This is a genomic window from Halomonas sp. IOP_31 (assembly GCF_021151495.1).
Taxonomy (GTDB): domain Bacteria; phylum Pseudomonadota; class Gammaproteobacteria; order Pseudomonadales; family Halomonadaceae; genus Modicisalibacter; species Modicisalibacter zincidurans.
Genome location: NZ_JAIRBP010000036.1, coordinates 13,787 through 32,972 on the forward strand (window position 1 = coordinate 13,787; position 19,186 = coordinate 32,972).

Below are 19,186 nucleotides of genomic sequence, written 5' to 3' on the forward strand. Positions count from 1 at the left end.
CCTCTTAAGAAAGAGCCCCACCAATCACGGTGCCCGTCTGGGCAACCAGAGAACCATTTTTGTCGAGCAGAACAACCACCGCTTTCTGCCCTTCCAGATCTTCATCTTCGACAACCACGGAAGCGGTGCCATTAGCTTTGAGCGGCTTCGAGCCGACCACCACACTGCTGGCTGCTTCACCCGCGCGGGTCCGGATATCCAATGTGAGCCCTGAATAGTCGCCCGTCACCGCCACCGTGCAGCGCAACCCTTTCCACACCAGGTCGGTAAACTCGATGGCCCCTTGAGCGGAGGCGCCGCCTGCCACCACCAATTGGAGTGTCAGGCACTCCTGTAGACTCAGGCCGCCGTGAGCGTAATCCTCACCTTTCTTGAAACAGCTAATGCCATCAGCCAGGGCAAAGTAGTGACTGGAGTTCCAGTACCAGGGGAAGAGTCGCTCCTGGGTTTCCGCACCGGCCTTCAGTGCGGCACAGCGCCCCCATTTGCTTTCAGCCAGTACGCTGGGCAGGTCAATTTTGGGTAGCCCCCCGGGCAGAAGCAGCCAGCCGTGATCGGTGACGACGCGCACTCGCTTCCAGCCCGCCGCCAACAGCTCGGTAATACGGCTCTGCACTTCATTCAAAAGGCTTTCCAGGTGTTTGGCCAGCTTCCAGCCACGGTCGTGACCTTCATGGTCGATGTCGCCAAACTCACACCAGGCGAAACCTTGCCCATCACCGTCTTCTGTTCGGTCCAGCAGCGTCCAGTCGGCGTCCTTCAGCAGTTTCTTGAGGTGATAGCCGCCTTTGAGGGACTGACCGGTCGCCGCCACGGCGGGTTCGAAATCCGCGCTGCCATCGTCCCCCCGAATTTTATCTCGGACCGGTGTCACCGCCGCCTTGCCAGTGGCGGTGACGCTGGGCAAAGCGGCCCAGGTGGGCGCCTCGTCCACATCCAGCCCTGAAGCTTCCAGCATCTCTGCCAGCCGCTTGCCCGTATCAAAGCGCAGCCCATCGACAAAGAGCACACAATCGCCGGGAGTTGCGGGAAATGGGGGCACCGTTGTGCAGGAGCCACCAGGATAGGAGGCACCATCAACGATCTTCTGCAGGTAGCGGGCGGATTCTTCCAGCCACGGAAGGTAAACCGCCCGGACGGCTGTTGTAACAGCCTCAAAGTCAGCCGCGCTCTCCACCTGGGCCAAAGCGCGCATTACGCCGTCATCCACTTTCCAGCCAGCGTTGGCATAGCCGTCCATCAGATCATCCACAGAGCCCGCCGCCAGAGACGATTTTGCATAGTTGGCCATGGCGGCCAAGTGCTCCAGCGCGCACGCCAGCGGAGCTTCGCCCAGTTCTGCCCAAACCAAGGATCGCCTACCGCCGTGTATCTGTTCGAGCTCCAGTATTCTGGCCCGTGCCTGGTGCGCAGGAGCCTGGGCCAGAGCCAGCAAGTCACGGCGCAGGTGGTCTTCCTGGCCCTGGTTCCACTGAGGCCAGCCACCGGCCACGGTTTCATCGGCAAACAAATCAAAGGCTGGCGGTTGGCACTTGCGAATTTGGGCGGGAATATGGGGGTAGCGGTGGGGCGCCTCGCAGAAACGTTGCCAAACCGCCTGCCAAGGCCCCTGGTGGGCCGCAAGCTTGGCGCACCCGGCCAGCACCCCCTCATGCTGCGGGTTGAAAGCCAACTGGGAGGTGCATACCGCCACAAAAGCCCGCCATTCGTTCTCACCCCTCGCAGCCTGGAATGCATCGCCCTGGTCCAGCCACAGCAGCAAATCCCGGGTGGGGTCGCCGCCGGTTAACAGGGTATTGAAGTAGTCCTTATCCAGGCGTTTGCCCTTGAGCAAGTCGACGTCTTCGTCGAGTAGTCGGTACAGCGCCAATTGCATGGCGTGTCGGGTCTCGCTGTCCTGCGCTACATCAAGGCCAAGGCCACCCTGGTCCGACTTCAGGTAGGCAAGAATGGTCCAGTCCTTGGCATTCACCTGGGACCAGATCACGCCCCGGTATTGCAACTCGGCCAGCGGCTTGAGTGAGTCGGGACAGCCTTCCACCGCCCGCAAATCCTGGCGGCTGACGCCGGGCAGATAGAGAATGGGTATCGCCCCTTCTGCCAGGGATACATCATCCACCAAGCCGGCGATGACGCAGCGCAGCCAGATTGCCGGGCCGGTGCGCTTCGTGGGGGCATAGTCACCCAGCACCAGAAGTTCCGGCAGCTCTGCCTGAAGGACTGGAATAACCGCTTCCCATTGCCGGTCACGGTCTGGCCAGAGGATACCGGCTGGGGCGACCTGAATGTCTGGGTTAAAGGTAGCCGCGTCTCGAACAGACTTCAGGAGATTATCAATAACCCTCATGCACCACCTCTGGCACCCAATGCCTCTATCCGTCCTACCCAAGCATCAAACAGAGGGCACTCCTGACGGATAGCATCCAGGCCGATATCCAAAGCTATCAATGAACCATGAGCGACTTTGTCGTAGGTATCGCATACCGCCAGAATGCGTTTTGAAGGTGCTGTCTCTCGACCTTCGTTGATGTGCTCGGGGCTATCGAAACCACGGCGGATCTGCGTCAGTTCAGCGACCACACCTGGCTCATCAAACCAGTCTGAGAAGGCATCCGGGGCACTAAACAAGAGACCTTCAAACTCATGCACAACCACGTTAGCCAAGAAATTAGGCTGGGCTATATCGTTCTGAAAGGCCTCTTCTACTGCTTTAGCCCTAGTGATGGAATCTCCTGGCGCCTTCATGGCCGGAAAATCAGTGGGTAACCCATAGAAGTCCAGCAATGTGGTCACCCAGGCGGAGGCATCCTCCTTGCATTTATTCTCCACCTGCCATTTTATCTTCCCATAAGACGACACACCGCCTTTTCCTTGCGGGCCGGTGCGAATAATGATGGGGTTCAGCCAGATGTTAAGGCGTTGAAAGTGCGGACCGAGCACCTCGCGCACAAACACATCTTCCGTTTGGCCTTCACAGAAAATATGTACCCGGGTCATCGTGTTGGCCTCCCACCCAGGACATTTTTCTGCCACAGCTCGCCGAGAGAGTATTCATTGAGCCAAGCGTCCAGCGCCTTGGGGTCGAGACGGTGTAGATGGGTATAACCCTCTGTCCGATCCGCAACCACAACATCCTCTGAGGAAAATTCATTCAGAAGGTCGGTAGATTGGGTGGAAACGATGACCTGCTTATTCTTGGACGTTGACCGCAATAAAGACGCAAGCAAATTGATCGCGAATGGATGTAGACCAAGTTCCGGTTCATCAATCAAGATTGTTTCAGGTTGAAGCTCCTCGGGCTGCATAAGAACTGTCGTCAGGCAAATAAATCGTAGGGTTCCATCAGACAGAAGGTGGGCCTTAAAAGGCACATCTTCGCCCTTTTCTGTCCACTCAAGCTCTATCTGATCCTTGCTGTCTGGCTGTGGGCGCAGTAAAAAATCGCCAAAGAAGGGCGCGACCAGACGAACCGTCTTAACAATACGTTTGTAATGGGATGGATGCTGGTCTTGCAGGAAGTAGAGAAACGCAGCCAGATTTCGGGCATCTGGGCGCAAGTAAAGGTTGTCGTTAATGCCATGCCGTTGTTTGACTAAAGCGCTGTCGCTGGTGTCGTGAAAATGATAAAGGCGCCAGCTCTTCATGGGAGGGACTGTGTAATCGTAGATCCGCGTAAAACGCTTCTGTGACTCCACTTCCGTTTCGAAGTGACCAGAACTAATTGTCCAGTCCCCTTTCATGTTCCACCAGAAGTTCTCTTCCGCAAACATCATGCGGTTATCCTGGGTTGGTTCCAGAGCGAACTTGTAACCATTATTACCGAAGTAAAGCTCCGCATAGACCTGCTCGGTTTTCTTGCGACCAAAGTGAAGCAACGCATCGGGGCCACCTTGCTTGCTCACAAAACGCTGCAGGTTGCCCTCGAGCATTTGCTGAATTAGCCGAAAGAAGCCGATAAAATTTGACTTGCCAGCGCCGTTGGGGCCGATAAGCACATTCAGCCCCCTTAGCTCCAGATCGCATTCGCGGATGGATTTGAACCCGCGCAACACGATGCGAGATAGTTGATTTGGGTTCATAGTTCGTCACCCTCATAATGTTCAGATATGATGCGTTCGGCTTCCCTATCATAAATTTCAGACAGATCCCGTAGAGTGCGAGCTAACCTGTGAAAATTAGCATTCTCGACATCCTCTGCTTTTTGGCGGTACCGCTCTGCAAGCTCCTTTTCTGGCTTGGCGGTTGGATCAACCCAATGGACGCCACGGGAACTGAACGACGCTGAATGGAAACCTCTTCGCATTTTTTCAGAGTCCCTGCTATTCAGGGCATCGGCAGCAGCACGGTGAATCCACAGCCCATCCTCATCTTGAGGTGCGTAAAGTAGTACCTCACCGATATGGATAAGGGCAGGCTCTAGATGCCCGGACTCTGCGCAGGAAACCTTCACCTTCTCAATCCAGTTTCTGAAATGCTCTGCGTCGAACGACTCATCATCCATTTGTCCTGGAGGACGACTCCATTCACTGATCAGGCGATAGGCGTTGGTGGCTATAGCCTTTTGTTCTTCAGAAGGCTCTTCGGTTTTGTCTCCCTCTTTGTTTGAACGGTAAATAAGTTGAATCACTTCGCAGAAAAAATCAGGCTCATTGGCCAATTTTCGATGTAAGTAAACAGGTTTGTTCCCATCGAGTTGGTTAAGTAATGGCAAGTAGGCCCATTCAACTCTGAAAAGGTCTTCATCACTAACGGCGCTATCCGAATGTAAGTGCTTTATTAGCTCAACCATGTGATAACTATCCATGGCGTGGTTTGGCTCGCTGGATTTTAGCGCCCCAAGAAGAGCGCGCACGCATTGCTGCGGATCAATCGCACTCTTCGAATGCAGCATTCTTTCCAGACAGGTTATGGCGGCGTGTGGCCGCCCGTACTCGAGTAGCTTTTCAATGGAATATTCAAGATCTTCTTTGGCGTCATAGGGGAAAGCACTTGCCCGAGCCCAATAATGCTCCTGATGCTCTTCAAGCCACTGCGCTGCTCGCTCCCAAGTTTCTCGACTGAAAGGCAAGCAAGCGAGAAACTGTCCCGTTTGTTTGTGGCTCCATCCCGCTCTATTTACTCTGTCGCACCAATCCCAGCCTTCATCATGACGGCGGCGCCATATAAACGTCCCCGCCAGATCCAGATGCTTTTCGTTCTCCGAATCCAAAAAGTCGGGTAGCAGCGTTTTTTCAATATCCGGCACAGATAGGTCAGCCAATGCGGCGCCAACATCACGAGGTGATGAAACGGTCTCGGCAAAACGAATTGCACCGTCTATACCATCTTTTGCAACAATCTCACTGATGGCTGATGCTCGCCGCTCATCAAGCTTTCTACGCTGCTCCTCCCAGTTTCCAGACTCCTCGTAGAGGTCAAAGTCTCGACCTGAAAAAAGCTCCTGGTATAAGAGTAAGGGATCAGTCGGGGCCAGCTTATCCATAACTGCCTCGAGCGGCTTTAACAGCTCGTCAGGTAGCGACCACTCTGCCTCTGGGAATCTCCGGTGTTTCTTGGTGAACTTAGAAAGTCGACGCCATAGGATTTGTCGTTGATCTTCAGGAAGCGACCGAATCTGATCGGAAGACAGGGTTTCAATCATCTTATCGAATGCTGGCCGAGTTAGATTGTCAGAGTGGTCGATTAACCCAGAAAGCTTGGCAACATCCAGTCCGGCTGCACTGACCGCTAGCTCTGCGTATGACGATGTCTGTAACCAATACTCATGCTTTGTAACCCCTTTTTCCCAGTCATCCGGGATGATCTCTCTCCACTGCGGCTTATGGGTGCCAGAAGTCATCTGGTGTTGGTTGGGGAGCAGGCTTAACAAAAGGCTCCAGCCAATGTCTGGCCATTCTTTGATAACGGTTTGTACCGCTACCTTGCGCTTTTCAATGCTTGCAAGTGTATGCGGCATCCAGGGAAGCAAAATGTCTGTCAAGGAGTTGGCTGGGCGGTTTGCCCATTGGCCACCTGGATCATGGCTGGCTAGTTCAGCCAGCAGATCACATACTCTAACAAGATACTGCTCATCCCAAGCTATACCTTCCAAAGCCCAGAGCAGCCCTGTCATATGGTTGCTGCCGGTGATGCCTACGCCTTCCTGAGCAAAGAGCTCATCGAATGGGCAAGGGAGCGACCGTAAAGCTGTTTCTACGGCATCAAGAAATTCTTTGGGCGCTGCTTCGGACAAGGTAGGCAGCAGACCGTTAAGGCTTCCCCATAACGTCCAATCCGCGCCGTCAAAGATATCCCGAATCGCCAAAACGGCTGTTATGTCGGCATTTCCAAGGGTGCAGTTGCTGCAAGCTTCCGGATAACAACCCAGAATGGCCAACCCTTCTGCAAGCCCGCTGCGAATTGCGGGGGAATAGCTCGGTACTTTCCCGTGAATGCTAGCTGCATAACGCTCTTCTGGTGGCAGCTCAAAAGCGGGATCCTGTTCTTTCAAAACAGTAGTGGTCAGCGATTTAAATACCTCCAGGTTTGGATCAAGAATTCTCGAGCCCAGAAGCTTAAATAACTCTTTCCGGTGGGTTACAACCCACACGCCATCCTTCAACGATAAGGGGCTATTTGGCAGGTGTAATATTTCACGAGCCACCTTAATCCAATCTTCGTATCTCATATCGAGAATACGAGATAGAGCCTCCTTGTCAGCTTGCTTTTTTTCATTCCATGAGCCAACCAGGCTTGCCAGTGCTAACAGGGTCGCATTTGGATGGTTCTTCCAGTCATCTGAAAGTTCATCTTTCTCAGGCCTCACGTTACTGGCTAGGTTATAGATTGCCGCCTTAACAGCGGTAAGGCTCATCTCAGCGGTGTACCTATCCGGCTCAAAGCCCTCTTTCATCTGCTGGTAGGGATGGATGTAGTTACGGAAATTTCTCAGATGTTGCCCGAAATTCTTTACATCGAGCCGAAGGATGCCAATGTTGTGAGCAACATCTATAAGCTGTGCGAGACTCCAGTCTTTAAACGGTTTTGGCTTGCCGCTTTCATCTTTGGGGCTTTGCGGGGACCGGTTGAAGTCCGCAGGCTTTTTGTTCGCCAAGCCAAGTAGCAAACCTTCCAGTAAGGAGCCGCACAACATAATAGTGGCCATAGGGGAATGGGAGAGACAACGCTGCGCTTCGGTAAAACGGTTTTCCAGGATAGGTATAAGCCCCGGATCTACCAAAGCGGGAGACAGGGATAAGGTCTCTATAGCCTGGGTGGTTTCGGCCTCCATTGCTGTTATCTGAAGGCCACCCAGAGCGCGTTGTCTATCATCGCCGCTCATTAGACTTTCTCCCGTGCGGCTCTTTTTTCAGCAAGCGTCAGGTGGTGGTCGTTAATCCGCTCACCCTTAAACGTCTGATACCAGGGTGCAGATTCCACATCCTTGCCACGGTCTTTGGTCCATTTGATGTTGGGTTTGTCGCGCAGGATGCCGGCGCCTTTCTTTTTGACGTCGCCTACGGTCATGAAGGGACGGACGTTGAGACGGACGCCGTCGTTGAGATCTGGGTCCCAGCCTATGGGCTGTTGTTCAATGGGCTTCCAGCGCACGAAGATGTCGTAGGGGGCTTCTCCTTCGAGGATCTGTTCCAGCTTCTTTTTCAGGGATTCGGCGGCGGCCAGGCGTTCTTCGGCGCCGTCGACGCCGCTGGCCAGGTCCTGCTTCTGGCGGCTGATCCAGTCGCCCAGGTAGGTGTAGGTCAGGGTTTCCAGGTTCTTGCGGTCCAGCTTGTGGTAGTTGACCAGGGCGGCGAAGCCGTCGGGCAGGCCGTCCCAGATGTGCCAGATGAAGGGGCGGTTCTGAAAGAGTTTGCAGTGCTGGGTGAAGAACTTGTCTCGCAGCCAGGTTTCCAGGGTTTTGCCGGCGTGGCCAGCACTCTTGAGCAGTTCTGCCAGAACATCGGTGGACCAAGCCTCGCCGTAGGCAGCGGCCAGCAGGTTCAGCAGGCGGTCGGCGGCTGAGGCCTCACCGCGCACCGGGGGAATACAGACAATGCCGTCTTCATCGGCGAAGGGCAGCAATGCCTCGCAGCGCTTAACCCATTCACGCTGCTCTTCGGCCAGTTCCATGTCGGCATCCAGTTCGGCGGGCCAGCGGTAGCCCAGGAGGCGGGCAACGGCGACTTGCAGGACTGTGTCGTCGGTGCGGAGCGGGCCTTCGGCTGTCCACTTTTGTTCTTCCTCCCACACGACTGAGCCGCAGGGGTGGCCGTGGAAAGCCCATTGAGTGGGATTGTCAGTATACGACCCAGGCAATCCATTCGGATATTTAATCTTTGCAACAGAAGACCAGTATTCATGGTCAAATGGCACCTTCAACAAGGTTCGGTTGGTAACTTTCAAGGCTTGATCAAGTTCACGTATTGCTTCATGAAAGCTATCCGACGCTAGAAAACACAAGAGAGGTGCTATTTCCGCCTCTTTTAATGGACATACAACTGCTACATTATTGTCGAAATGCTCTCCCCAGTATGGAACCGCTTTTAGTCCTGCCATTCTATTAATTGCAACACCACGTTTCCCCCAAACGCGGTTGCCACTCTCGTGCATATCGTGCAGCTGAGCACGAGCCGACTCTGCATAATGATGTAACTGCCCACATCCTTTTTGCCAAAGAATAGCCTCTGAAACATCTCCATAGAACTGGGCCATATTGTTGCTGCGACGGAATGGCAACCAGTCATGAGAAATTGCAGCAACCTCCCAGAGCTTCTTCGTAAACCGCTCTATATCTCCAGTCACGAGTCCCTGATAGCATTCAGCGATCTCAGAGATGTGATTATTAGAATCCTGCTTTGAAAAGCTTATTCTCCCATCCGGATTCTCCAACTGCTTCGCCTGATCGACAGTCTTTACCTCCGTCGCCAATAACTGCTCAGCCTTCTCCACCGCCGTACGCGGCTCTGAAACATCCACGCCCCGGATTAGATTGGTATGTTCCGCATCACCGAACAGTCCGCCGGATTCCTGAGCATCATTGCCATGGCTGATGGATATTAGCTGGACATTGAAGTCCCACATTGGGGTTTGGAAGGCCTGAGGCCCAAGCCGGGCAATTAAATGCCAGGTATCGTTCTTGAGCAGCTTTTCGCGGAACTTCTTATAACTGGTGAGGAACAGCCAGTTCTGCGGCAGCACTATGCTGGAGGTCCCGCCCTCGACACATAGCTCCAGGCAACGGTCCAGGAAGACCGTCGCCAAGTCATTCTTTGCCGCCGGATAGTGCCGCTCACAGAAGTCCCGCAACCGGTCGCTTTGCTTGCCCCGGGCCAGGTAAGGCACGTTGGTGATCACCCATTGATATTGATCAGCCAGGAGGGTGGCTGCCTTGGCCAGCCCCTGGGCCACTACGGCGGCCTCGTGTTGAGCTTCGCCCCCTCCCGCTTGCGGGTTCTGGGATAGTCCTTCTTGTTCGTTTTCCAAGGCCTGTTTCAGGGTGGTGGACAGCTCCTCCCACTTCACCAGCTTGGCGGCGTCGGCTTTTGCGGGGTTAAGCAGGCTGCCCAGTACCGGCGCGTCCCGGAAGGTGTCGTGCATCCAATCCAGTGCAATGGTTAGGTTGTGCTTGCCCAGCCCGAGTTGCTTCCACTCTTCCTTGGCGACGCTGACGGACAGGCCAGTACAGGCCAGATGCAGCTCCGGCAATGGGCGGTAGCCTTCCGCGTCGGGGTATTTCCAGGCGGCCAAGGCCAACGCGAAAGCAGCCAGCTCCACACAACGCTGATCCAGCTCCAGACCATGAATGTTCTCTCTCAACACCGCATCCACGGCGTCCCGAGCGGACAGACCGTCTCGCTCCATGCGCATGGGCACGAGCATCAGGAAGGCGGCCACCAGGAAGTGGCCGGAGCCGCAGCAGGGGTCCAGGGTTTTCAGGTCGGCCAGTTGTTCCGGCCAGGCATCGAAAGTGCCGGCAGCCGGTGTCCATCTTGTGTTATCAGCCCCATCATCCTGTTTCACAAACCGCAGGTACTCCAGCGGCACACCAGGGATGGCTGCCTTGTGGCGTAGTTCGTCTTCGCTTTCGGCGTGCTTCAGGTCGCTTTCACTGAGCTGCCGGGCCGCCCACCAGGCACCGAGGGCGTTGTCGAGCAGGAAGCTCACCATGTAGGGCTCGGTGAAGAGCTGGGTGACGGCGGGGAGCTCCCGGGCACCGATCTTGACCTCGGACTGGTTGACCTGTTCCTTCTTCTTGGCCTGCCAGAACTGGTAAACCCAGCCCAGGCTATCGGAGGCGGTAAACACCTCCAGCGGCAGGCCCGCGACCTGGCGTTCCAGAGCCTGTTGGTGTTCCGGTGGCAGGGTGAGCTGGAAGACCGGGGAGTCCAGCCGGAAAATCTGCGGCAGCATACGGGCCGCATAGCGGGCGGCCAGTTCCCAGCCGTTGGCGGCGCCTTCATCGGCAGCCAGGTCTTCACACTCTTCCAGGGTGATGGCCACCGGTTCGTCCGGGTCCGGGTACATCAGCAGGTCGTTTTCGGCCAGGAAACGGGCAAAGAGCATGCGGTGCCAGTGCTCGTAGGCGACCTCCTCCACCAGGCGGTCCATGGTCTGGGCTTTGGCTCCGTTGCCGCCACCGTTGAGGGCGTCGCCCAGTTGGCGGCCATGGGCGCGTAGCTTGCGGCGCAGCTCGCGGTCGGTCTCGCTCAAGTGCGAAGCCGGCGCCGGGTCACCAACGCCGAGCTGCTCCAACGCGGCGCGAGCACCGGTTTCGGCGGTGTCCCGGGCGGCCTTGACGGCGCGCTCTAACTGGCTTCTCAGAGTCTTGTCGAGTGGCTGCATGTTCTTTTACTTCCCCAATCCTGAAAGTGATGCCACAGCTACGGTGTTTGTACCGTGAGAGCACTTTTTCCTGTCGCATCGGTGCGACTTGATATGCGCAACTTTACCAACAATCGCATAGACTGCGCATAGAACTTTACCTATGCGCATTTCAATGCTGACGCGCATTGCTGTACTCATAGCGCGCCCAGCGCCGCTCACCCACCTGCTGGAGGCCGGTGTTCTCCTGCATCAGCTCCTGCATCAGGCGCCGGGCCTGGTTGCGGTCAAAGCGCGTGATTTGCCGGATTTCCTTGTTGCTCAGGCCCGGCTCGTTGCGGCGCGCGCGCTCCATCAGGATGCTCAGCACGCGGGTTTTGGCGGCCTCCCAGTCGATGCGGCGGCGGGCCTCACCCTGACCGTCTTCGGCCAAGCGGTTATAGAGGTCCGGGTGAACGCACCAGTAGGTCCCCCGGCCAGTGCCGCCATGCTCGATGTAGCCGGCTGACTCCATGGCCGAGAGCCGCTCGCGGATTTCCGCCTCGCTGCGCTGACACAGGGCTGCGGCGGTTCCGGTATCCAACTCCGGGTGTTGCAGCAGGTATTGCAGCAGCAGGAGCTCGTCCACGCCCAGGTTGCGGCCATGCTCGCTCTCCTCGGCCACGAACAGACGGAAGGCGGCATTCAGGTCCCGCTTGGGGAAACTCACCAGCACGGATTCGCCGATCTCGCGAATCTGGGGCGGTTCCTTGCCCTCAATGAGCAAGGCGGAAAACATGCGGTTTATTCCCAGGTTGCTGCGGTTGACCAGGCGTAAACGGGTCAGGGCCTCCACCAGCAGCGGATTTCGGGCGGCGGGCTGGTGATGGAGGATATTGTTGGGAGTAATGCCGGCAATGAAGCCCCCGTTGTTGCTGATTTCCAGCCGGTCCGGGTAAAGCTTAACCATCACCGGCCCGGCAATGCGCAGATCCGCATGGCAGAAGGCGTTCATCAACGCCTCGCGCACCGCGATTTCCGGCCAGGTGCGGTATTCGTAGTGGAACAGGCCCTGCTGATAAGTGGTGATGGGGTTGAAGGGGACCAGCAGTTCTTCAATGCGCTGAACGGACAATGGCAAGGCACTCACCCGATCCTCCCGGATGCCATACTCGGTATCCGAAGTCATTTGCAGGAACGTCCAGTTGTGGCCGGGAAGATGTTCCCGGATGGCGGCTTCGGTACCGGCCAGCAACAGCGCCGCGCGAGTCAGTTTGCCGTGCTTGATCAGGCCCAAGGTGGACAGCAGCTCAACATCGGTCAGGCGTAGCAGGTCCTCCGGCGCCCGCTCCTTGCGGGCCTGATTGCGTAGGGACTCGAGGGCGGTGGCGGATAGTAACTGGTTGTCCACGGGGGAGACGGCTTCGCCAGTGTAATCGGTCTCGCCCGTTTCCACGCCGATTTTGCGGCGCAAGGTGCCAGTGAGCGGCTGGCAATCCTTGCCTACACGGATGGTGCCCCGGCCAGAGCTGTCGGTGTAGGGCGGCATACCGGGGTAGATCTGCATAAGCAGCAGGCGACCGGTGCCTTCCGGTACGGCCAGCTCTTCGAATACCGGGGTTATTTTCGGATCCGTCTGGTCGTAAACCGCCTTTTTCAGCAGGTTGATGTCGATTTCCGGCGGAACGCCGATGATGGCACTCTCACGCCCTTGGGACCGGTCGGCCACCCCAAACACCACGGTACCGCCGCCGCCATTGGCCATGCATACGGCCATCTGGACCACGGTTCTCACCGCTTTGTCGCGGCTTTGCGTGTCCCACTGCTTGAAGTCGAGGTCCTGGTCTTCCAGGTCGTCGGCTATGCAGTGCTCCAGTTCCGGGAGTAGGGACTCTATGTTAGCGGCGGTCCTCATGGATGAAGTCATTCCCCTTATTTAACTGGCTCTTTATTTGACGGAAATTGGCCCGTCTGGCAGCGCAGCCTTGAGTTGTTGCTTCACTTCCTCGGCCCAGGCATCGATGTCTGCGTCAGACTTCAGCGTGCGGCGGGGTACATGGATAAACTGTATCTCCGGCTCGCACAGCTCGGCTGCCGCCACGGCCACATTGTCAAAGCGGCTGGGAAGGGCAGCGACGCGATCGGCAAACATGGCCAGAGCGCACTGATCCAGCGTGTTCAACACCTCTTGGGTGGATTGAACCGCGACCTCGGGCTGATCGGCCAGGGTCAGGCGCTGATCTGCCAACAGCTGGTTTCGCTGTTCGGGCTCCAGTTGCTGCCAGTTGCTGTCATCGGCCAGACGAGCCATGCCTTGCTCGTGGCGCTTCTTGTAATCCTGGTCCAGTCGATTCAGCGCATCCCGGAGCGCCTGTGTCAGGCTGGTAATCAGCGGGGCCACCGGGTCGGGGTCGGTCAGCAACTGTCGCTGCTGTTCAATGGTTTCCACCTGAGCCCGGAAGACATCGGCATCGTCGAGCCCGCCTGCGTGGGACATCAATCGCTTCAATATCGCCCAGTTGGGCCAGCGCTGGTGAATGCGCTCCGAGAGGTGCTCCCAGGTCTCGATGTTGGAGGCCAGCTCTTCGCGTCGGTTATAGAGCGCCACCAATTGCTCGTTGCCGGCGGTGAGGCGAATATCGTCAAGAAAGCTGGTGTCCGGGCGCTCCGGCTTGGGCGCCTCTCCGCCGGCCTCGTCAGCCAGGTCGGAAAGCTTCTGAAGGAACTGAGGCACATACGCCAGCTCCTCACCCTGCTTGGCGGACAAACCCACCTTCTGCAGCAGCTTACGGATTTGAATACGCTGGGGGGTAGTGACGGTGGCGGACTCGACCTTGAACAGGGTTTTGCCAATGCTCTTGCGCTCCAGGCTGGAGGGTTCAAGAGGTTGGCCGCGCTCGTCCTGGGCGCGGATAAGGCCAGCCACCAGCAGGGCCTGGAGGCCCCCGTCCACGGCGTCGCGGGACCAGCCATAAGGGGAGGACTCAAAATGGGTGCGAATATCCGCACCTTTTTTGCCGCCTGCAATGGCTGCCAGAATGGCTTTGCACACCGGGTTCTTGGCCGGTTCGCCATCATCTCCCACGGCCTTGAGGGCGTCTGGGGCACCTTTCTGAGCCTTTTCGTAAACCTTGGACCAGCCGGCATGGTCAGCCGTATGGAAGTGAGGGTAAAGCCGTTGCAGGGCGTTGTTGGCGGCTTCCAGGATCATTTCCTGGAGATCGTTGCCCAGAATCTCGTTACCGCCCCCCTGGAAGACACGAGCTCCGGAGAAGGCTTCATTCAGCAATTCCCGGATCTTGCCCTCAGCAGTCTGCTTGGTGGTTTCCATGGCAGCGCGGGCCTCTGTGCCCTCCGGGGTGTTGGGTACGCCCCGCTTATCCAGGGTGGCACTGGCGGCCTTGTAGTCGATCAAATGGTGCCGTAGGTCATCCGCAGAGCGCTTGGGGATGAACACGAATACGGTGGGCGATTGGTTACCAGCTTGCCGGGCATCGGCGCGTACGGAGTTCTCGTCGCCGCTCCATCCATCCCGAACCCAGACGCAAATACGTTGGTCGGCATCATCTGGCAACTGCGCGTCGAATACTGGGTAGATATCGCGGGTGACTTTTGCATCACCCTGAACCAGCGATAGCTTGCGGGCCGCCTCGCCAAAGGTGCGGCGGATACGGTCATCGCGTTCGGCATGAATGCGATGCGCCTCGCTGGATAGGGCCGCGCGTTGGCTGAGGAATTCATCTGTCCAGGCGGAGCTCTCTTCGGTTTGGATGCGGTACTCATCGCCGATCTTTACAAGTAAGTCGTATTTCAAGGCACCGTTAGAAAGCTTTTCTTCAGCAAGCTTTGCTAACCTGGATCGGATAGCGGCACTTCCTTGGTTCAGGTCTTCAACCAATAAGTCAGCCAACGTATCAATAGTCGCACGGATGCCGATTTCATTGTTCTGGCCGCCCAACTTGTTGATCAGGAACACCAGGCCGCAGGCTCGGGCCATCAGACGCTCATCTTCGGTGCCATTAATCCACTGCATGGTCTTCTGATAGACCTTTTTTGGCAAAATCCGATGCTGCTGTAACTCATCTGCAGAGTAAAAATAGATGTAGTCAGCAGGTATTACGTTTCCGAGGTCTTTATCGAGGTTGGTTTGGACTCCCTTGTGCGCAATTCTCAATTGATTGCGGAGCTGACTATCCGTGCCAGTGGGGTCCAGAGAACGCAAGGTGTTTTCCCAGAAGCGTCTGCGAACTGGGAGAATTGGGTAATCCTGTGGAAAGTAAGGCAAGTCATCCTGACGATGACCAAGAGTGGTACCGTTCAGGTGCCTCGAAACTTCCCCCAGGTTGGTTTGCATAACCTGCTCAATGGGAGCTTTAGCCTCCGGTTTCTTAGCCAGAATAACTTGCCGGATAACGGCATCGACATCGGCGTCCGAGAGCTCGACGCGGATGGTAAATCGCCCCTCAAGCCTCTTCAGATTACTGGTGCCGGTTACGGCTGTCTGTCCGGTACCAATGAATAGAAGTTTGCCACCAAAGTTCTTACAACAGGCCTCGACAACCTCCTGTACAGCAATGGAGCGTTGACTATCTTCGCCAATGAACTGTTGAACTTCGTCCAGAACGATCAGAGTCAACGGGAATTTGCCATCTCGTGTTAGTGCTTGACGAATGGCTTTTAACATTTCATCGCTAGAGATATCGTGAACATTCGGGTACTGATTATTCAGTGCTTCCATGCACGAGGCTTCTGAAGAGAAGAGCGAAGGTTTAACACTCACCAATGCCTGGGGTAGGCCTTCAGCGACATGAAAGTTGTCCAGTTCCTCATGCCAGTCGAAACCTCTAGACTCAACGTTCTTACGCACCTGTTCAAGAATGCCTTCACGCTTTAGCCATAGCACGAAGCGAGCAACAGGATACTGCGCTGGCAAACCGACGGACTTAAAAAGTATTCTAAGCAACGCAAGGCGAACACTTCCCTCCGCACCCGAACCTAACGTTCCGGAAGCGGCGTGCAGCCCTCCGTGTCGCTTTCCTTGAGTGCTGAGTTCAATCAGATGATCGCTAACGCCTTTAGGCAGATTCGCAATTCCTCTCGCTGTAGCCCCATCGTCAAATGTGGCATCCAGCCAAAGCGCCCGAAGCATTTTGACTAAATGTGATTTCCCAGAACCAAAGAAGCCACTTACCCACACTGCCGGCTGCTGGGCCTGGTCGATATTCTTGAGGTAGGTTTCGAGGATATGTGACATCCCTTTTTCGTACTGACCATCGCAAACGAACGTTTCCAGTTCGTAGCGAAGAACCGCCAGGGCATGACTGTTGGTTTCGTCGTTGACGCTTGCCACCCCTTCGTTGACCAGCTTCCGGGTGGTTGGATCCTTCTGATAAATGTCACGATTCTTCATTAACAACCTCTTATTCAGTAATCCTTATCCGCCGTGATAGCCATGGCGAGATAGTTCCACCCGTCGTAACCGTCCAGCAGTCGGTAGTTGTTGTTTTCATAGCTTCCAGGAAAGAACACCAGCAGCCGCCCGGGCACCTGGGGAGCGAGCTTGTCGACCACATCCTTCACCTTCAGGAAGCCGAACAGTGATCCAACACCCTGGATTGCCACCACGGCGTTCTCACCAATATTGCGGCTGTCCAGAAAGCGCTCGAACTCATTCACGATGTAATCGAGATACTTGGGCAACACAGTGGCGAGTAAATGTGGCTTCTGAAAGTAGCTCTTGGCATAGCGCTGACTACTGAGCCAAGCTGCAAAGGTGTTGGTCAAATCAAACAGCGCCCAGTCGTGACCGGCCTGTTTGGTGACAATTTCAAATTCATCGACCCGGGCACGGAGCCAGCGCTCCTCGTTCTCGTTATACACACAGAAAATGACGCGCTGTGCGGCAGCCGCATCGTCCCGCCAGGGGATTGATATATGCCTGCTGTACGATTGTACTAACCGTCTAACCCTGCTCACGCAGCCACTCCTGTTCTTGCTGATTGATAAGGCTCGGGAAAAGCACCTCGATCACATCCCCCACCCGCTTGAAGGTTATCCAGCCCTTGCGTGAGGCCTCCTCCGCAAGCTCGATGGCTTTGTCGTGTGGGCAATCGAGCAGCTTTATATATTCGGTGCGAAAAAGCCCCTGCCCTCGGGCTCCGGTCAAGTATCCGAGCAAAAGTGCGTATGAAACACTCCCCGGAGTAGGTGTGGGATGGGTGCGAACTTTTTTCACCCTACCGGTCAAGTGGCCTGACTTGGTCCAGCTTGAATTGATGTTCTGAGCCGTCGATTTCAGGGTTGCCTTGCTGAAACGGCCAGGTTCCTGGCTGTCGATAAATTCTTCCAGGGACTCCCTGTTGACCACTGTCCCTTCCGGACATTTCAGGATAAAGGGCGCCGTGGAGCGAAAGATGGAGTCGCGGGCATAGGCACACAGCATGGCCAGCAGTGGGCGCCCTGCTTCATCTCGCTTCCAAAAATGCCGGAGGGCGCGAAACAGGATGTGGGCGGTATCCAGAGAATAGAGTTCCGCCAGGTGACGGTAGGTCAACCTCCGGGTTTTTCCCGAGCGTTTGGCGAGGCAGTTGTCCTCTTCGACAGCACGCAGGTAGTCGCCTTTCGAGACTTCTTCGCGGTCGACATAGCCAAGGAGCGTTGCCAGTTCGTCGAGCATCAAGGTTCGGGAGCTGTGTGCTCCTCCCCGCTCGAAACGAAACCCGAACCGGGCCAGTGACTTATGATTTCTTGCCATTGTCGCCACTGGTGTCACTTGCTCCGCCGTTGCGTACCCACTCATCAATCTCATCTTTCTTGAACTTCCAAAAACGGCCCACCCGGTGGGCTGGCATGGAGTGTTTGTCTATCCAGCGGTATACCGTGTCATTGCTAACACCCAGGTGTTTGCCTATTTCATCTACGGATAACCAGCGGTCTTCCATCTCGGCCATGTTTTCGCTTCCTATGGGCGATGGTGTTGCCGCCCCGTCTGAGGCGGCTGGATCTCACGGGCGAAGCAGCCCTAGCCTAAATTGACCTACCAATATATAGGGGCGCCCTTATGCTTTCAACCGATTAGATCCGGATAGACCGGCAGAGAGCGGCATCTATAGTCTGTTAACATTTGACGCCACCCATCAATAGCTCTGGGCAATCAATGTCTGCGGTGCGATCGGGCGGGCCTTTTAGCTCCAGCAGCTCTTATCCCTCCTCGTTAGGAGGGCTTGCAGTCCGGCTGGCAGCCTCCTTTAGTTCACCGAGGTGCTCCTCCAGATCTTTCAGGAGGCGCTCGCTTTTCCGCACGATTCGACAAAGCTCCGCCTGGTTGGCATTGAGCCTTCGCAACATCTCAAAACCGGTCTCAGTCTCCATGATGAGCGGTTGCTCCCAATCCTGGGCCCGCGTGAAGGCCGGCTTGTGGTAGCGATACCGACCTTCTTTACGGATGTACTCACTGAACACTGATCGCCCCTCACCACTCTTCTTCGGGGCAAAGCGGTTGTAGTACCACGACAATTCCAGCTTTCTTTTCCGGAGTCGGACGCGGCAGCCGAAGTGCCCGGGATACCCCGGTGTACTGTCAGTGCGATGCGCAACGTTGTGGGACCAGAAATAGTCGCAGATCCGCTGTGCCAGGTAGCGATACCTGGCCTGTTCCACGTCTGCCTGCTGGCGAATCGCTGCCAAGTATTGCTGGCATTGCTTGATGGCGGCTTCGGTGCCGCGCCGATGGTCCACGTTTTGGGCTCGGCTGACCGCCTCCCACTCATCGCAGGTTTTCTGGTGAGTCATTCGTTTGCTCATGGCTGGCTCCTCGCTATGGATTTGCCAACAATCGTAAGCAACTGAGTGCTTGGAGCTGCCATGCGCTTTTGCCTTTTTCGGACGAAAAGACGGGGTTGGAGGCAGATTCCTTCCTCCAAGCCATGGGACCTTTCCAATTCCTGTCCACGTGACTACCTGATTTGGGACTTTGCCGCTGCACTCCCACGCGCCATGAAATAGCTTGCATGGGCTGAAGGGTCCGCGCTCCATTATTTATTTGGGACCCTGGCTTCCCACCTCAGTGACAACACCGGTATCCGGTGGCGTTACTTCCTCGGGGCACTTACAAGGGGCTTGGAAGAGACCTTTTGGAGCCCCGGTGTGATGCGGGCACGTCCCGTGAAATAACAGGGTCTCGACAAGGCTTTTTGAGAGGCTGTTTTGATCACGTCCAGCATTGACTTTCACATGTGAAAGTCAGCGGGAGTTACCGCTTCATAAAATGATGCCGTGATGATGGCGGCTAGCCCGGATATTTCATCAGACATGAAAAAAGCGGCTGAAAATCGGTTATAATTCAAGCTCCTACACAAGAATCAACCGCATCAACCGCCATGACCAAATGTACCACGCCGACCGCCTC

11 protein-coding genes are annotated in these 19,186 nt (G+C 56.0%); all 11 read right to left on the bottom strand.

The window, feature by feature from the left end; translation table 11 throughout:
* Nucleotides 1-4 precede the first annotated feature (4 nt).
* Nucleotides 5-2,347 carry a BREX-1 system phosphatase PglZ type B gene (gene pglZ / locus K7I12_RS14995; RefSeq protein WP_231664589.1) on the bottom strand — a complete coding sequence of 781 codons (2,343 nt, stop codon included), beginning with the start codon at nt 2,345-2,347 and terminating at the stop codon, nt 5-7.
* Nucleotides 2,344-2,997 (bottom strand): DUF4276 family protein, encoded by a 654-nt coding sequence (locus K7I12_RS15000; RefSeq protein WP_231664590.1) that lies wholly within the window; start codon nt 2,995-2,997, stop codon nt 2,344-2,346. Before K7I12_RS15000 ends, pglZ begins: the two co-directional genes overlap by 4 nt.
* Entirely contained in the window at nt 2,994-4,079 is a 1,086-nt protein-coding gene (locus tag K7I12_RS15005; RefSeq protein ID WP_231664591.1) for an AAA family ATPase, read from the bottom strand. The genes K7I12_RS15000 and K7I12_RS15005 overlap by 4 nt, the downstream gene beginning before the upstream one ends.
* Nucleotides 4,076-7,321, bottom strand: a complete 3,246-nt coding sequence (locus tag K7I12_RS15010) for a hypothetical protein (protein WP_231664592.1) — start codon at nt 7,319-7,321, stop codon at nt 4,076-4,078. The genes K7I12_RS15005 and K7I12_RS15010 overlap by 4 nt, the downstream gene beginning before the upstream one ends.
* Entirely contained in the window at nt 7,321-10,821 is a 3,501-nt protein-coding gene (locus tag K7I12_RS15015; RefSeq protein WP_231664593.1) for an Eco57I restriction-modification methylase domain-containing protein, read from the bottom strand. Before K7I12_RS15015 ends, K7I12_RS15010 begins: the two co-directional genes overlap by 1 nt.
* A gap of 151 nt (nt 10,822-10,972) precedes the next feature.
* The gene (locus K7I12_RS15020) at nt 10,973-12,694 is read right to left on the bottom strand and encodes an ATP-binding protein (protein ID WP_231664594.1); all 1,722 of its coding nucleotides are present in this window, start codon (nt 12,692-12,694) and stop codon (nt 10,973-10,975) included.
* Nucleotides 12,695-12,727: 33 nt separating this feature from the next.
* The gene (brxC, locus tag K7I12_RS15025) at nt 12,728-16,189 is read right to left on the bottom strand and encodes a BREX system P-loop protein BrxC (protein WP_231664595.1); all 3,462 of its coding nucleotides are present in this window, start codon (nt 16,187-16,189) and stop codon (nt 12,728-12,730) included.
* Between the two features lie 14 nt (nt 16,190-16,203).
* Complete coding sequence (locus K7I12_RS17620) at nt 16,204-16,755, bottom strand: BREX protein BrxB domain-containing protein (protein WP_231664596.1); 552 nt, start codon at nt 16,753-16,755, stop codon at nt 16,204-16,206.
* Complete coding sequence (locus tag K7I12_RS15035; protein ID WP_231664597.1) at nt 16,742-17,455, bottom strand: hypothetical protein; 714 nt, start codon at nt 17,453-17,455, stop codon at nt 16,742-16,744. Before K7I12_RS15035 ends, K7I12_RS17620 begins: the two co-directional genes overlap by 14 nt.
* A 61-nt stretch (nt 17,456-17,516) precedes the next feature.
* Entirely contained in the window at nt 17,517-17,729 is a 213-nt protein-coding gene (locus K7I12_RS15040) for a helix-turn-helix domain-containing protein (RefSeq protein ID WP_063140232.1), read from the bottom strand.
* Between the two features lie 250 nt (nt 17,730-17,979).
* Nucleotides 17,980-18,582, bottom strand: a complete 603-nt coding sequence (locus K7I12_RS15045) for a dynactin subunit 2 (protein ID WP_231664598.1) — start codon at nt 18,580-18,582, stop codon at nt 17,980-17,982.
* Nucleotides 18,583-19,186: the final 604 nt, after the last annotated feature.

Excerpts from the sequence above, each read along its gene's own strand:
- K7I12_RS15010 (WP_231664592.1), bottom strand. The coding sequence starts at position 7,321 with ATGAGCGGCGATGATAGACAACGCGCTCTGGGTGGCCTTCAGATAACA.
- pglZ (WP_231664589.1), bottom strand. The coding sequence starts at position 2,347 with ATGAGGGTTATTGATAATCTCCTGAAGTCTGTTCGAGACGCGGCTACC.
- K7I12_RS15045 (WP_231664598.1), bottom strand. The coding sequence starts at position 18,582 with ATGAGCAAACGAATGACTCACCAGAAAACCTGCGATGAGTGGGAGGCG.
- K7I12_RS15035 (WP_231664597.1), bottom strand. The coding sequence starts at position 17,455 with ATGCTCGACGAACTGGCAACGCTCCTTGGCTATGTCGACCGCGAAGAA.
- K7I12_RS15015 (WP_231664593.1), bottom strand. The coding sequence starts at position 10,821 with ATGCAGCCACTCGACAAGACTCTGAGAAGCCAGTTAGAGCGCGCCGTC.
- brxC (WP_231664595.1), bottom strand. The coding sequence starts at position 16,189 with ATGAAGAATCGTGACATTTATCAGAAGGATCCAACCACCCGGAAGCTG.
- K7I12_RS15020 (WP_231664594.1), bottom strand. The coding sequence starts at position 12,694 with ATGAGGACCGCCGCTAACATAGAGTCCCTACTCCCGGAACTGGAGCAC.
- K7I12_RS15005 (WP_231664591.1), bottom strand. The coding sequence starts at position 4,079 with ATGAACCCAAATCAACTATCTCGCATCGTGTTGCGCGGGTTCAAATCC.
- K7I12_RS15040 (WP_063140232.1), bottom strand. The coding sequence starts at position 17,729 with ATGGCCGAGATGGAAGACCGCTGGTTATCCGTAGATGAAATAGGCAAA.
- K7I12_RS15000 (WP_231664590.1), bottom strand. The coding sequence starts at position 2,997 with ATGACCCGGGTACATATTTTCTGTGAAGGCCAAACGGAAGATGTGTTT.